The sequence below is a fragment of the Desulfovibrio mangrovi genome (assembly GCF_026230175.1).
Lineage (GTDB): Bacteria > Desulfobacterota > Desulfovibrionia > Desulfovibrionales > Desulfovibrionaceae > Halodesulfovibrio > Halodesulfovibrio mangrovi.
In genome coordinates this window covers 2703878-2717099 of the sequence record NZ_CP104208.1, presented here as the reverse complement: position 1 = coordinate 2717099, position 13222 = coordinate 2703878, and the positions used below count along the sequence as shown (strand labels likewise).

The following is a 13222-nucleotide window of genomic DNA, read 5'->3' as shown; positions in this document are numbered from 1 at the left end:
GCTACTTCTTCTCCTTCTTCTCGCGGTACACTTTGATCGCAAGATCAGGGCATATCAATGCACAAGACGCACAGCCCGTGCATTTTTCCATGTCCTCTTCCTTGACCTCTGCCACCTTGTAGCCCTGCTTGTTGAAGCGGGCTGACTGGCAGATGATCTCCTTGGGGCATACGGTCGTACAGAGAAGGCATCCTTTGCACCTCTCGTCCCTAAATTCTACCCGTGCCATTCGTAACACCTCTGGGTTAAGGATGTTGCCTTGCCCTGCAGGCGGGCGATACCGCAGGTTGCGGTATACTCAGGCCGACCGGTTTCATACACCGGATTCGCGCCCGATTCAAATCGCCACAGCCCACCCTGCGTACGGCGTTTCTGTTACTGGAATCCCGATGGGCCAGTCCCCGTGAATGCGTTCTTCGTCTTCGGCCGGGACAACGAGGTCCGGCACAGAGTTCAGTCTTCGCGTTCTGCGCGCGGCATCAGGCCGACAGCCGTGGACGGCCGGAGCCTGTGCGAACGACGCAGCCCGTCGGTTGCCCCCGACGGCAGCCTACAGAAGCAGCATGGAATCGCCGTAGCTGAACACCCTGAACCCCTTGCTCAGAGCTTCGGCATAGGCCTCCAGTACCCGCTCGCGGCCGGCGAACGCGCCTATCATCATAAGGAGGGAAGACTCCGGCAGATGAAAGTTCGTGATCACGTGGTCCGCCACCTTAAACGCAAATCCGGGATAAATAAAGATGTCAGTCCAGCCTCTGAAAGGGGCTATTTTGCCGGTTTGCGCAAAGGCACCTTCCAGAACCCGGGTGGAGGTGGTGCCCACGGTGACGATGGGGCGGCCTTCCGCCTTGGCCTTGGCAATGGCCTCGGCCGCTTCGGGTGTGATCTCGATAAATTCCTTGTGCATGCCGTGGTCGCGGATGTCCGCGCAGCGTACGGGACTGAACGTGCCGTAGCCCACGTAGAGCGTGACTTCCGCCCAGGTGAAGCCGCGTTCGGCAAGTCGGGTGCGCAACTCGTCCGTGAAATGGAGGCCCGCGGTGGGGGCGGCAACGGAACCGAGCTGTTCGTCCTTGGCGTATACGGTCTGGTAGCGGTCCTTGTCGGCTGAGTCGTCCTCGCGCTTGATATAAGGGGGCAGGGGCAGATGACCCTGCGAGAGGAAGTGCTGCTTGAGCTCACCGCGCCAGAAGAGGCGCACGAAGCATTTGCCGAACTCGCCGGTCTCCGCCACCACAAGGTGGAAATCGTCGGAAAAGGTCACTTCTCCCCCGGGCTTCACGCGCTTGGACATGCGCAGCAGGCCTTCAACCTCTGCGGTCTGCCAACCTTCGCCCTTCTCGGGGGCGGCGCTTGCCACAATGAGCGGCAGGGGGGTGAGCATGAGAAATTCCACCCGTCCACCTGAGGGGCGGGTGCCGAAGATACGGGCGGGAAGCACCTTGGAATTGTTGACCACCAGCAGGGCATTCTTGGGCAGAAAGTCGGCCAGATCGGAGAACATGGCGTGGGTGTTGGTGCCAGTGGCGCGGTTCACCACAAACAGGCGCGAGGCCCCGCGCTTGTCTGCAGGGTGCTGTGCGATCTGTTCTTCCGGCAGGTCGTAGGTGTAGGATGCGAGAGCAAAGTCCGGCGGAACAGGGGCTCCACTCTCTGTGAGAACGGCGTTACTGGTGTCTATTGCTTTGGTTTTCATGTGTGATTGCAGTCTGTGTAGTGTAAAATACGGTGCGGAAATTTGCAGTTTGTTCCGCAATCCGTTAGTAAGGGCTAGCGATGATGCTGTGCCCTCGGCAAGGCCGTGCGTACACCTGATTCGCTCAAGACTCAATCATAAAGGAGTAACGAATGCGAACCAGACTTCTCGCCCTGCTCATGCTGCTGGGTATCGCCGTCTCCGGTTGTACCGGATCAACGCTCTCTTCCGGTGCAGGTTCCGATCCCGTCGAAGGCACTGTTTCCGGCTCCGCCGCTCAGAAATTCCGCTACATTGACTATGACGATATCTTCATTCCCAACGAAATGACCTACAAAGGGAACGAGTCGTTTTTCATCGGTACCGGCTCCGACAAGCTGGGGCTGATGTTCTTTACCGGTCGTGTGGAATTTCGTTCGCTGGCGACAACCCTGATCGCCAACATGACCAATGACGGCTGGACCCTCAATTTCAATTTTGTTTCGTCCCCGCGCAGCGTGCTCATCTTCAGCAAGTCCACGCGGTTTTGTGTCATGAAGATTGTAGACGGCACCACCAGAACCGAATTGTCTGTTGATGTCTATCCCATTAACGGGCAGGAACGGACCATCCGTCCGGTTATTTCGCCCTCCATGGGGAACGGCAACGGAATCAATGTGGCTCCCTCCGCCCCCGCAGGCGGTTCCGCTCCCCTCAAAGAAGAAGGACTAAGCCAGTAGTGCTTTCCCATCTCTCGTTCAAAGGCTTTCTCGGCAAGCGTCTGCATCTGGGTGTGTGCGGCTCCATTGCCGCCTACAAGGCGCTGGATCTCGTCCGCATGTTCCGCGACACTGGCGCGGACGTGGGCGCGACCCTGACCGATTCTGCCCGTCAATTCGTGATGCCCCTGAGCTTTGAGGCTCTGGGGGCCTCTCCCGTATTTTCCGCCATGTATCCGGTCGGTGATGATGTCTTCGGGCATCTCACCCCCGGTGAGGCGGCGCATGCCATGCTCATTGCGCCTGCCACGGCCGCCACGCTGGCGCGTCTTGCCAACGGCCTTGCCGACGACATGCTCAGCTGTCAGGCGCTGGCGTTTCCCAAGCCGCTGGTCATTGCACCGGCCATGAATCCGCGCATGTGGCACAATGCCGCCACGCAGGCCAACTGGGAAACCCTGAAGGCCCGCGGGCACGTGTGCATAGAGCCCGGATGCGGTCGCACTGCCTGCATGGAGGAAGGGCAGGGCAGGCTTGCGGATTTGAACGAGATTTACCTCTACGGCCTGCGGGCGCTTGCGCCGCAGGACATGGCGGGGCAAACCGTCATGATCACCCTTGGACCCACCCGCGAGAAGTGGGACGGGGTGCGCTTCTGGTCCAATCCCTCATCCGGCACCATGGGCGCGTGTTTTGCCGTGGCCGCATGGCTGCGCGGGGCCACCGTGCATGCCGTGACCGGTCCCGGAACGCCGTGGCTGCCTTCCATGATCACCCGACACGCCGTGACCTCTGCCAAGGAGATGTTCGAGGCGGCGGAAGGGCTGTGGCCTGCCATGGATATCGGCGTGTTCACTGCCGCCGTTGCCGACTTCAGCCCCGTTCCCTTTGGTGACGAGAAGTTCAAGAAAGGCTCCGACGAGCTTGTGGTGCGCTTTACCCCCACCACGGACATTCTCAAGACGCTGGGCACTGCCAAGAAGCAGGGGCAGCGCGTTGTCGGCTTTGCCGCGGAAACCAGTTCCATGCAGGAAAACGCGCTGAAGAAGCTGCGCGCCAAGAATGCGGACATGGTCGTGGGCAACATTGTGGGAAGGCCGGATTCCGGTTTTCAATCGCCCACGAACGAGGTATTTGTCACCGACCGTAACGGGCGGCAGGAAGAATGGCCTGTGCAGCCCAAGACCGAAGTGGCGTGGAGAGTGCTCGATTGGCTCCTGCAGTTATAACGATTGCTGAATCATTGCGTCCATGGCGGAACGCAGGGCTTGAGTTCGTGTTGGATGAACACGGACTTTTTGCTGCTGGCTCCGTAAGTGACGCTGCGGAACAGCAGGCGCAGGGGCCTGTCGCGAATCAGGTCTTTTCTCAGGCCGGTTCAGGACAGGGCGTGTCGCCCCAGTCTCGTCAGTCGTATCCTCCGCAGGCTGCCCGACCGCAGCAGGCCCAGCCTTCGCATGCGCAGGCTTATGCCGCACGCCAGAAGGCTGCGCAGAATCAGCCCATGCAAGGTCAGGCTCCGACTCAGGCGCCGAGTCAGGCTCATGGTGCTCAGCCCGCCGGAAATGTTCGGGCCATGGGGACCAGCGGGCTTGCCGTGCATCCCACCTCGCAGCCGCCGGAACAGTGGCCCGCCCCGTGGCAGGCCGTATGGGGCAAGGTGAAGGCCCCCAGCGCCGTGGTCTGGACCTACTGGAGCCTTGGCGACGACCTGAGCGGTCGAGCCAATGCCGAGCGCGGCGCGTTGCTGCGCAAGATCATCGGTTCGCTGCAACTGCCCGCCGGCTCCAGCGCGTTCTGGCCCGTGGCCCTGCCCGAGGTTGCCCCTGAATCCGGAACGGACGCAGGCAGCGAGCTCATTGCCGCTCCGGAAATCTTTCTTGCGGGTCTTCGCCGTGCGCGGCCCCGCTACTGCATCACCTTCGGGTCCAAGGCGCTGCGCACCTTTGCGCCGAACCTCGGCCTTGCCCCCTACACCTTCACCCAGTTCCTTGGGCACCGGCTCATCGCTCTGCCGGATATCGACATCCTGCTCAAGAATCAGGGCACCGTTCCCGCCGTCATCGCCTTCCTGAAGACCGCCGTCACGCTGCGGGGGTAGGGAGAGCGAATCGCGCATCTTCGTGTTGCACAGGAGAGTTCCGTCATGCCTTCCGATCTGAAAAAGAGCGCCCAGAAGGTGCAGCAGGCGCTGGATGCCTTCGGCTATGCGCTGAGCGTCAAGGAATTTGCCGAGTCTACCCGCACCTCGCAGGAGGCTGCGGACGCCATTGGCTGCACCGTGGGGCAGATTGCCAAGTCGCTGATCTTCAAGGGCAAGGAATCCCAGTCGCCCATTCTGGTCATTGCCAGCGGCGCGAACAGGGTGAATGAAAAGGCCGTGAAGGCGCATCTGGGCGAGAAGCTGGAAAAAGCCGACGCCGCCTTCGTGCTGAAACACACCGGCTACGCCATCGGCGGCATTCCGCCTGTGGGGCATGCAACGGCCATTACCACCATAGTGGATGAAGATCTGCTGCAGTATGAAGAGATCTGGGCTGCGGCGGGCACGCCCAATTCCGTGTTCCGTCTGACGCCGCAGATACTGGTGGAGATGACCAGGGGTGCCGTGCTGGAAGTAAAGAAATAGACGTATTTCCATGAATGAAAGGGCAGTCGCAAGCGGCTGCCCTTTGTTTATGTGCTAATCCACGATAAACAGCTTCGCGCCTTTTTCCGTATATGACTGGTGCGCTTCAGCCTGATCTGCCACCTGATAGCTCATGCCGGATTTCAGGATGAAAACGCGGCCGTCTTCCAGCGTGGTTTCGAGCTCTCCTTCCAGACAGAGCAGAATGTGCCCCTTGCTGCACCAGTGGTCCGCCCGGTAGTCCGCAGAATATTCCACCATGCGGACGCGAATTTCGTTCCCCGTCTCCCCGAAGTGGCGGGTTCGCCAGTAGGCAACGCCGGTATCGCCTTTGTGCTCGGTGCGTTCAACAGTGTCCCAGTCCGTTACGCCGAAGGGAATGTTCTGCATTTTCATGGTGCTGCTCTTGTGTTTTTTTTGATCCGGTTGTCGTGTCCGAAAATGAGGCCGGTAATTCTCTCCATATGTGCAGGCGTGCGAGTTACAACGCCAATTCCACAACCCTTGCGATCCACCCATCCCCATCCCTTTCCGCCACCACCAACGCATCTTCCGTGGCACCTGCGGCACAATACTGCCGTGTTGGGCCTGAATAAGTAGGGCGACGCGGTAAAAAAATAAGAAAGACCAGTTGGTTACGTCTGTATTTTTTACTTTGGAGGATCAGGTGTTATGTTGAGATCTTTTAATATTTTTTTAAGTGATGTCGCGGAACGGCTTGATGTAGTTGCTGTTGTGAATGTTCCATCGGAGTAACGTATACACCTGTCAGGAAAATAGTTGTTGTAAATTTCCGTAATGCTTTCTTTCGCTATTGCGATGAGGTCGTCTAGTGTTTCAATGTCAGGATATTGATCCTTGCTGACATATTCATGAGAAGGATGAGCTATTTTTTTGTTTCTAACATATTCTAGTTGAGAAATTCGTGAATCACATTTTTCGTTATAATAGTTGCGAGGGATTCTTTCTTTTGTTTTTGAAATAAAATTCTCTGTTAGTTTTGGTTTTGAAGTTATTGTAAGGTGTGGAATGTTGATTGTTTGTACCTCTCCTCGCCCTGCATTGAGCACATGATTCTCAATTTTTTTACATTCATATTCCCACGTGATGTCATCGGCTCCTCTTTCAAATATTGGTAAATTATCTTTGTTGTATTCTAAAAACTCTAATATGTCGTATATTGATGATCCGTTGTATCGTGATTTTTCCTTGTTGTATATTTTACAAACATGCATTATCATTTTTTCGTAAAGTACTCTTTGGTTGTATCCAAAGAATTGTCCATGCCTTCTGATGTTGATAGCTGATGCATGTTCAGCGATGACTTCTAAGCAGGCCTTGGCTTCTTCATAAGAAAAAATGTCATTGATAGGACCAGAATGGATTAGTGTTTGTAGCTGCTCAGACAGTAGGTTCTTAAGCTCCACTTTCCACCCATCCCCATCCCTCTCCGCCACCACCAGTGCATCTTCCGTGGCACCTGCGGCACAATACTGCCCGTCGGGCGTCCAGATGGCGGTGCGACCGCCGGAAATCCAGCCGCCGCTGGGCTTGTTGTGGTTGGACATCGCCACAAGCAGGTCATGCTCTCTGGCGCGGGCTTCCATGATGGCGGCATCGGCCGCGTAGCCGTTTTCGGAAACAAGCACGCTGGCTGCGTATATGGTCGCGCCCATATTCTTATATGTGGCGGCATGCTCAGGAGCGGACATATCCGCACAGATGGTCACCCCAACCTGTTCGCCATGGCAGGGCTCCAGCATATGTTCGGTGCCTGCGGAGAAGTAGTTTTCCTCCGTGGAGTGCAGATGAATCTTGGCATACACGCCCACGCTGCCATCTGGCCGGAAGATTAAGGAGGCGAGGTGGGGCTTGCCGGAAGCGTCTTCAACCCGTAGCGGCGCACCCGCCACGATGATCATGCCGTGTTTCTGCGCAGCCTCCGTGAGCGGGGCGAGGCGGGCGTCTGTCTGAACGTGGGGCGGCGTTATGGCCAGCTCTGCGGCAAGAGTGGGTTCGTAGCCGGTCAGGCTGAGTTCGGGAAAGAGCAGGTAGGTAACGCCCAGCCTGCCCGCCTGTTCAGCAACGACGGTATGCGTGGCCACATTGGCTGTGATGTCGCCCTTGACGGAACCGGTCTGCGCGGCGGCGATGCGAAAGACTCCCATGGTGCCCTCCTGACTGCGGTGCATGCGGATGAGGGGCAGGCGAAACAGCAAGTCTCGCCTATATTCCCGAAGGGTTAGGGATACGTCTTCCCTGTGCGTTTGTCCATGCGCCTGCATTATGCTCGTGCCGGTCTTGTGCTGATGAACGGAACAGGGTGGCGGTACTGTCTTTCCGGCTCTCTTCTCCGTGTGGAGTGTGCGCTTTCGCCGGGGCGAGTCCGTCTCCGGAGCGTGATTGATATTTCAGGGGGCATCGGGTAATGCGTAGCCTTCCCGCAGCGCATCGCAAGCCCTTGAACGAAGCAACTGCGGCGGGCGACCGCCGCTTGCAAGTGATTGCCGATGCCCTACGCAAACCATCAATTCATCGTGGATGTTGCGGCTCCCATTCCGCCTGCCGTCACAGCCCGCGATGCCGGAGAGCATATGATCAAGCGCATTGAAACAGACACTCCCGTGGATCCCGCCGCAGAAGAAACGCAGGCCTTTCTGGACAGCCTGCCGGAGATCAAGCCCGGCGAAAGCTTTCGCTTTGCGTGTCATCCCAAGGTGGCCTGCTTCAATGCCTGCTGCCGTGATCTGAATATGCCGCTGGCCCCCTACGACGTGCTGCGCCTGCGCTATGAGCTGGATATGAACAGCGAAGAGTTCATCGGCTTTCACACCAAGGTGGGCCAGTATCCCAACGGCTACCCCGTGCTGTATCTGAAGATGGACAACGGCCCCGAGCGTACCTGTCCGTTCCTGACCCCCGCAGGCTGCTCCGTGTATCCCGGTCGTTCCGCCGCCTGCCGTACCTATCCGCTTGGCCGCGCCACTCGCGAGGACGACAACGGCAAGCTGATCGAACAATATTTTCTCGTGCAGGAACCTCACTGTCAGGGCTTCAATGAAACCAGTGACTGGACCACCGACACCTGGTTGCAGGATCAGGAACTGGTTGAATACAACCGCCTGAACGACCGCTACATGCACCTCATGGCCTTGCAGCAGCGCACGGGGTATCCCCTTGCCCAGAAGCACGCCACCCTGTGTACGCTGGCTTTCTATCAGCTGGACCGTTTTGCCGGTTTCCTGCAGAGTATGCGGGTGATGGATCGTCTCGTCATGACGGAAGAGGAAAAGCAGCGCGTTATGGATGATGAAACCGCGCGGCTTGAATTCGGGTTCGACTGGATCGAACTGGTGCTCTACGGCAAGAACGACCGCCTGACCATCAAGGAGTAAGCCATGTCCGGCAACGGCATGCCCCCTGTCTCTGAAATGAACAACGCCGTGCCCGCGCATCCCGCCGTGTTCCGTGCCGATAGCTGGAGCGGCCTGCTGGACGCGCTGGCCCCGCACCGCGGCAAGCGCATCGTCTTCACCAACGGGTGCTACGACATTCTGCACCCCGGTCACGTGGACCTGCTGGCCCGTGCCCGTGCGCAGGGAGATATTCTCGTGCTCGGCCTGAACAGCGATGCCTCCGTGCGCAGTCTCGGCAAGGGCGACGACAGGCCGGTGAATCCCTTCCCCGTGCGCGCCTACGTGCTGGCGCATCTTGCCAGTGTGGATTTTGTGGCGGAGTTCGACGAGTCCACGCCCTATGAGCTGATCAAAGCCGTGCGGCCGCAGGTGCTGGTGAAGGGTGGCGACTGGTCGGTGGACAAGATCGTGGGCCGTGATATTGTGGAAGCCGACGGCGGTATCGTGCTGAGCCTGCCCCTGTTGGGCGGATTCTCCACCACCGCGTTGCTGGCGAAGATTCGCGGCGAAAAGTAATAGTAGTATTTGAAGATGCCTCCGGCGGGGAGGGCGCAGCCCTCCACCCGGCAGGGAGATAGTCTCCCTGCACCCTTGTAAGCGACGGCAATCCGTTGTTTGCGACAACGGCGGCTTCGTTATATTTTATCCCCTTCAAGGAAGGATAGCATGCAGTTCCCAGAACCGATGATGGAAGGTCCGCTTTCCGTTGAAACCGCGTTGGCCAACCGGCGTTCCGTACGCGAATATGCCGAGGAGCCCCTTACCCCCGATTCGCTCGGCCAACTGCTCTGGGCCATCTATGGCGTGAGCGAGGAAGGCCCGTGGAACCGCCGCACCGTGCCCTCGCATGCCGCCATCTATCCCATGGAAGTCTATGTGGTGGCAGGCGATGTGGAAGGGCTGGAGCCGGGTGTGTACCACTATCTGCCCCTCAGCCATTCGCTGGAAGCAGTGCAGGAGGATGGCGACGTCCGCGCCGAGGTGGCGGAAATCTGCCTTGAGCAGGACTGGATGGAAGCGGCTCCCGCGATTTTGGTGATAACCGCCAGCTTTGAGCGCATTCAGCAGAAGTTTGGTGACCGTGGCGTGGCCTACGCCTTCTTCGAGGCTGGGCACATGTCGCAGAACTGCTATCTGCAGTGCGAGGCGCTCGGCCTTGGCACCACCTGCGTGGGCGGCTTCAAGGAGGAAGAGCTGATGGATATGCTCGACCTTCCGCCCGACCATCACCCCATGCTGGTTCTGCCCGTAGGCTGGAAGGCATAGGGAGCCATCAGCAAAGTAATTGCAGGGCCGGAAGCACGTGTGTGCTTCCGGCCCTTTGTTTTGGAACAATGGGCAGGGTGCAACGGTTTTGGGAACAGGGTAGCCTCATTGTCAATCAGCGGTGTAAAACCTTTGGTCGTGAGCAAGCAGGAAATGAAAGACGCCCCCGCCTGCCAATGCAGACGGGGGCGTTTCATATTCCGTTCAGGATGCGTGGCTTATTCGCCGCACTTTTCCTTCAGAGCCTTGGCGATTTCTGCGCCCATATTGAAGCATTCCTGATAGTTGTCATGCTTGGGCACATGCTTCACCTTCACGCCTTCCACGGGCATTTCAAAGCCCATGTCGCCGATCCATTCGGTGAGCTGCTTCACGCATTCGCCGGACCAGCCGAAGGAACCGAATGCGCCGCCGATCTTGTTCTGGGGACGCAGGCCCTTCATGTAGGTGAGCATCTTGGCCATGTTGGGCAGGATGCCGTTGTTATGGGTGGGCGAGCCGAGGATCACCGCGCCGCAGCGGGAGAGTTCGGTCATCACGGCGCTGTGGTGGTCGGCCTTCAGCCACATGATGCGGGTGGGCACGCCCTCGGATTCCAGACCGCTGGCCACGGCGTAGGCCATCTTCTCGGTGGAATGCCACATGGTGTCGTATACGATGACGGCGCGCTTCTGGCAGCGCTGTTCGGCGAATTCGCGGTACTTGTTCAGGCACCACTGCACGTCTTCGCCACGGAAGATGAGGCCGTGGTCGGGGGCGAGCATGTCGATGTCGAGCTTCATTTCTGCAATCATGTCCAGCGTCTTGATGACGATGGGCGAGAAGGGCAGCACGATGTTGTGGTAGTATTCGGTCATGGCGTGCTCAAGCACGGCGCGGTCCACTTCATCGGCATAGCGCTCGGTGGAGGCGATGTTCTGGCCGAAGGCGTCGTTGCAGATGAGCAGCTTGTCCTGCGGGATGTAGGAAACCATGGAATCCGGCCAGTGCAGCATGCGGGTTTCCACGAAGTTGATGTCGCGGGAGCCGATGTTGATGGAGTCGCCGGTCTTTACCACTTCCACGGGCCAGCCTTCGATATCGAAGTGAGCTTCCATGGAACGCTTGCCCATGGGAGAGCAGTATATCTTTTCGGGCTTGCACAGCTTGACCAGTTCCGGCAGGCAGCCTGCGTGGTCGGGCTCAAGATGGTTGCAGACGATGTAGTCGATCTTCTCGGGCTCAACCACCTGAGACAGGCGGCACAGCATGGTGGAGAGGAAGCCTTCCTTCACGTTGTCAAACAGGACGGTCTTTTCGTCCTTCACCACATAGGCGTTGTAGGTGGTGCCCTGCGGGGAGAGGGAGTAGCCATGGAAGTCGCGGCTTACGTAGTCTACGGCCCCTACCCAGAAAATATCTTTTTTGATTTCTACAGGCTTCATGAATTATCCTCGTATCGCTGGAGTTTTCGGCAGAGAGGGACGTGTGGGATTCCCGGATTCTGCTGAGCGGTGAAATTTCATCGTTGGACTAAGTTAAAAAACATAAGAAAAAAAAGCGTAGTGAGCAAGCCGCGACGCCTTGGATTTGTTCCGGCATCAGGGTAAGGCTGGGGATGAAGAGTTCGCGTAATGCTCCTGTTGGGTGGAAAAAGCTTGCAGGGCGGCCCGTTGCGGCGGTTTTGCGTGGCTGGCCGGATTGTGTTTTGAGAATCCTGTGTGCCGCTGAAACAATGTGTTGGAATATGGCAGGTGGTTCAACCGATGAATATATGTCTGGTGCTGGTGCTCGTATTTTTGTTGCTCGCTTGGGGGCTGGAGGTGGTTTCCTCCCTGCTGACAATCCGCAGGCTGGATTCTGACGAAGCCGCGCTGCCCGCCGAGTTCCGGGACGTTGCAGACGAGGCTTCCTATGCCCGTTCGCAGGCCTATACCCGCGCCAACGTGCGCTTCGACATGGTGACGGAAACGTTGGGCACCGTTTTGCTCGTGATTGCCATCTTCATCGGAGCCTTTAACTGGCTTGATGTGGCGGCCATGAAGGTGACGGAACACCCCATTCTGCAGGGCCTGGTATTCTTCGGCCTGCTCGCGCTGGTTAATTCCGCAGTCTCCATGCCGGCGGCGGTATACCGCACCTTTGTGCTGGAGGAGCGCTTCGGCTTTAACCGTACAACGCCTGCCCTGTTCATCCGCGACAGAATCAAGGGTGCCTTTCTTGCCGTGTGTATCGGCGGTCCGCTGCTGGCAGGCGTGCTGTGGTTCTTTGCGGTGCTGGGTGATTGGGCGTGGCTCACCGCATGGCTGTTCACCGTGGCTGTGATGCTGCTGGTGCAGTATGTGGCGCCGGTGCTCATTCTGCCCATGTTCAACAAGTTTACGCCGTTGCCTGAAGGTTCGTTGCGTAGCGCCATTGAGGCGTATGTGCGTTCTGCGGGCTTTGCGCTTTCCGGCCTGTTCGTCATGGACGGCTCCAAGCGTTCCGGCAAGGGCAACGCCTTTTTTACAGGCTTTGGCAGGAAGAAGCGCATTGCGCTTTTTGACACGCTTATCGACTCCATGACGGAAGAGGAGGTCGTGGGCGTGGTGGCGCATGAGGTGGGGCACTGCAAGTTGCGCCATGTGCACCGCATGATGTTTTCCGGCATTATCCAGACGGGCGTGACGTTTCTTCTCTTGTCCTTTGTGCTCGGATACGGGCCCATGTTTGATGCGTTCGGCATGGAGCGCATGAGCACGCACGCGGGTATTGTCTTTTTCGGGTTTCTGTACGCGCCGGTTTCCCTGATCATGGGGTTGTGGGCGAACATGCGTTCGCGTGCCTATGAATTCGAGGCAGACGCCTTTGCCGCAGAGAGCACGAAAAAGGCGGAGGCATTGGCCTCCGCCCTGAAACGTCTTTCCCTATCGAATCTTTCCAACCTTACGCCGCACCCCTTTGCGGTGTTTCTGCACTACTCACACCCGCCTGTTGTGGAGCGCATCCGCCATCTTGCCCGAATGGAATCGGGCCGCAGGGACTGATCGGCGGTTTTTCAGCAGTAGTGGGGCACGGAAAGTGCCTTGCTGATGTTCTCGTTCAGGTCCAGAGGATCAATGGGCTTGGCAAGGAACCGGCTTGCGCCGTTCTTGAGCAGGTCCGAGATATCCTTCACACCGACCACGCCGGACATGATGATGATGGGGAATTTGGCAAACTTGTCCAGCTTGCGCAGTTTGGCGATGAGTTCGATGCCGTCCATGCCGGGCATGCGTACGTCCGTGATGAGCAGGTCTGCGCTGTCCGGGTTGTTGCTGAGCGCCTCGAAAACCGAGATGCCGTCCTCGAATGCCGTGACCGTGTATCCGAAGGATTTTACCTGTTCAGATATGAGTGTGCGCGTGACGATATCGTCTTCTGCGATGAATATTCTTTTCATGTACTTCTCCCGCGTAAGAATAGCCTGTCAGGCCTATGTTCCACAGATGTACCACGTCTGAAAAACACAGCTAATTATAAGTTGACGAAGGTGGCGTTGAACGGGGGCGGCGTGTCC

Annotated in this window: 14 protein-coding genes; 8 read left to right on the top strand and 6 right to left on the bottom strand. The window is 57.9% G+C overall.

What is annotated here, in order from left to right:
• Position 1 precedes the first annotated feature (1 nt).
• Both N1030_RS12275 and queA read right to left on the bottom strand, forming a co-directional pair.
• Positions 2 to 229: a 4Fe-4S dicluster domain-containing protein gene (locus N1030_RS12275; RefSeq protein ID WP_265825764.1), complete on the bottom strand. Its 228-nt coding sequence runs from the start codon at positions 227 to 229 to the stop codon at positions 2 to 4.
• A 321-nt stretch (positions 230 to 550) separates the two neighbouring features.
• Positions 551 to 1696, bottom strand: coding sequence for a tRNA preQ1(34) S-adenosylmethionine ribosyltransferase-isomerase QueA (queA, locus tag N1030_RS12270; RefSeq protein WP_265825763.1), 1146 nt, complete (start codon positions 1694 to 1696; stop codon positions 551 to 553).
• Between the two features lie 152 nt (positions 1697 to 1848).
• Here queA and N1030_RS12265 point away from each other — a divergent pair, with 152 nt between their 5' ends.
• The 4 genes from N1030_RS12265 to N1030_RS12250 are packed head-to-tail and all read left to right on the top strand — an operon-like array spanning position 1849 to position 5023.
• Entirely contained in the window at positions 1849 to 2415 is a 567-nt protein-coding gene (locus N1030_RS12265) for a hypothetical protein (protein WP_265825762.1), read from the top strand.
• Entirely contained in the window at positions 2415 to 3623 is a 1209-nt protein-coding gene (gene coaBC / locus N1030_RS12260; protein ID WP_265825761.1) for a bifunctional phosphopantothenoylcysteine decarboxylase/phosphopantothenate--cysteine ligase CoaBC, read from the top strand. The genes N1030_RS12265 and coaBC overlap by 1 nt, the downstream gene beginning before the upstream one ends.
• Positions 3605 to 4495 carry a hypothetical protein gene (locus tag N1030_RS12255; protein WP_265825760.1) on the top strand — a complete coding sequence of 297 codons (891 nt, stop codon included), beginning with the start codon at positions 3605 to 3607 and terminating at the stop codon, positions 4493 to 4495. The genes coaBC and N1030_RS12255 overlap by 19 nt, the downstream gene beginning before the upstream one ends.
• A gap of 45 nt (positions 4496 to 4540) precedes the next feature.
• On the top strand, positions 4541 to 5023 hold the full coding sequence (locus tag N1030_RS12250; protein ID WP_265825759.1) for a YbaK/EbsC family protein: 483 nt from the start codon (positions 4541 to 4543) through the stop codon (positions 5021 to 5023).
• A 54-nt stretch (positions 5024 to 5077) separates the two neighbouring features.
• Here N1030_RS12250 and N1030_RS12245 read toward each other — a convergent pair whose 3' ends face one another.
• Both N1030_RS12245 and N1030_RS12240 read right to left on the bottom strand, forming a co-directional pair.
• Complete coding sequence (locus N1030_RS12245) at positions 5078 to 5419, bottom strand: DHCW motif cupin fold protein (protein WP_265825758.1); 342 nt, start codon at positions 5417 to 5419, stop codon at positions 5078 to 5080.
• A gap of 254 nt (positions 5420 to 5673) precedes the next feature.
• A complete protein-coding gene (locus tag N1030_RS12240; protein WP_265825757.1) occupies positions 5674 to 7191 on the bottom strand; it encodes a nitrilase-related carbon-nitrogen hydrolase in 1518 nt (505 codons plus the stop codon).
• Between the two features lie 342 nt (positions 7192 to 7533).
• On the opposite strand from N1030_RS12240, the gene N1030_RS12235 reads away from it, so the two are divergent.
• The 3 genes from N1030_RS12235 (at position 7534) to N1030_RS12225 (ending at position 9705) form a co-directional block, all read left to right on the top strand.
• Positions 7534 to 8418, top strand: a complete 885-nt coding sequence (locus tag N1030_RS12235) for a YkgJ family cysteine cluster protein (RefSeq protein ID WP_338033305.1) — start codon at positions 7534 to 7536, stop codon at positions 8416 to 8418.
• A 36-nt stretch (positions 8419 to 8454) separates the two neighbouring features.
• Positions 8455 to 8955, top strand: coding sequence for an adenylyltransferase/cytidyltransferase family protein (locus tag N1030_RS12230; RefSeq protein WP_265829062.1), 501 nt, complete (start codon positions 8455 to 8457; stop codon positions 8953 to 8955).
• Positions 8956 to 9105: 150 nt separating this feature from the next.
• Positions 9106 to 9705 carry a SagB/ThcOx family dehydrogenase gene (locus N1030_RS12225; protein WP_265825756.1) on the top strand — a complete coding sequence of 200 codons (600 nt, stop codon included), beginning with the start codon at positions 9106 to 9108 and terminating at the stop codon, positions 9703 to 9705.
• 218 nt (positions 9706 to 9923) lie between these two features.
• Here the strand turns inward: N1030_RS12225 and N1030_RS12220 are convergent, their stop codons facing one another.
• Positions 9924 to 11129: an FprA family A-type flavoprotein gene (locus tag N1030_RS12220; RefSeq protein WP_265825755.1), complete on the bottom strand. Its 1206-nt coding sequence runs from the start codon at positions 11127 to 11129 to the stop codon at positions 9924 to 9926.
• A 321-nt stretch (positions 11130 to 11450) separates the two neighbouring features.
• Between N1030_RS12220 and N1030_RS12215 the strand changes: the two genes are divergently transcribed.
• The gene (locus N1030_RS12215) at positions 11451 to 12710 is read left to right on the top strand and encodes a M48 family metallopeptidase (RefSeq protein WP_265825754.1); all 1260 of its coding nucleotides are present in this window, start codon (positions 11451 to 11453) and stop codon (positions 12708 to 12710) included.
• A gap of 11 nt (positions 12711 to 12721) precedes the next feature.
• Here the strand turns inward: N1030_RS12215 and N1030_RS12210 are convergent, their stop codons facing one another.
• Positions 12722 to 13105 (bottom strand): response regulator, encoded by a 384-nt coding sequence (locus N1030_RS12210; protein WP_265825753.1) that lies wholly within the window; start codon positions 13103 to 13105, stop codon positions 12722 to 12724.
• Positions 13106 to 13222: the final 117 nt, after the last annotated feature.

What these genes read in the sequence shown, in the direction of transcription:
- N1030_RS12250 (WP_265825759.1), top strand. Translation starts at nt 4,541, where the DNA reads ATGCCTTCCGATCTGAAAAAGAGCGCCCAGAAGGTGCAGCAGGCGCTG.
- queA (WP_265825763.1), bottom strand. Translation starts at nt 1,696, where the DNA reads ATGAAAACCAAAGCAATAGACACCAGTAACGCCGTTCTCACAGAGAGT.
- N1030_RS12210 (WP_265825753.1), bottom strand. Translation starts at nt 13,105, where the DNA reads ATGAAAAGAATATTCATCGCAGAAGACGATATCGTCACGCGCACACTC.
- N1030_RS12220 (WP_265825755.1), bottom strand. Translation starts at nt 11,129, where the DNA reads ATGAAGCCTGTAGAAATCAAAAAAGATATTTTCTGGGTAGGGGCCGTA.
- N1030_RS12215 (WP_265825754.1), top strand. Translation starts at nt 11,451, where the DNA reads ATGAATATATGTCTGGTGCTGGTGCTCGTATTTTTGTTGCTCGCTTGG.
- N1030_RS12235 (WP_338033305.1), top strand. Translation starts at nt 7,534, where the DNA reads ATGCCCTACGCAAACCATCAATTCATCGTGGATGTTGCGGCTCCCATT.
- N1030_RS12265 (WP_265825762.1), top strand. Translation starts at nt 1,849, where the DNA reads ATGCGAACCAGACTTCTCGCCCTGCTCATGCTGCTGGGTATCGCCGTC.
- N1030_RS12245 (WP_265825758.1), bottom strand. Translation starts at nt 5,419, where the DNA reads ATGAAAATGCAGAACATTCCCTTCGGCGTAACGGACTGGGACACTGTT.
- N1030_RS12240 (WP_265825757.1), bottom strand. Translation starts at nt 7,191, where the DNA reads ATGGGAGTCTTTCGCATCGCCGCCGCGCAGACCGGTTCCGTCAAGGGC.
- N1030_RS12230 (WP_265829062.1), top strand. Translation starts at nt 8,455, where the DNA reads ATGAACAACGCCGTGCCCGCGCATCCCGCCGTGTTCCGTGCCGATAGC.
- N1030_RS12275 (WP_265825764.1), bottom strand. Translation starts at nt 229, where the DNA reads ATGGCACGGGTAGAATTTAGGGACGAGAGGTGCAAAGGATGCCTTCTC.
- N1030_RS12225 (WP_265825756.1), top strand. Translation starts at nt 9,106, where the DNA reads ATGCAGTTCCCAGAACCGATGATGGAAGGTCCGCTTTCCGTTGAAACC.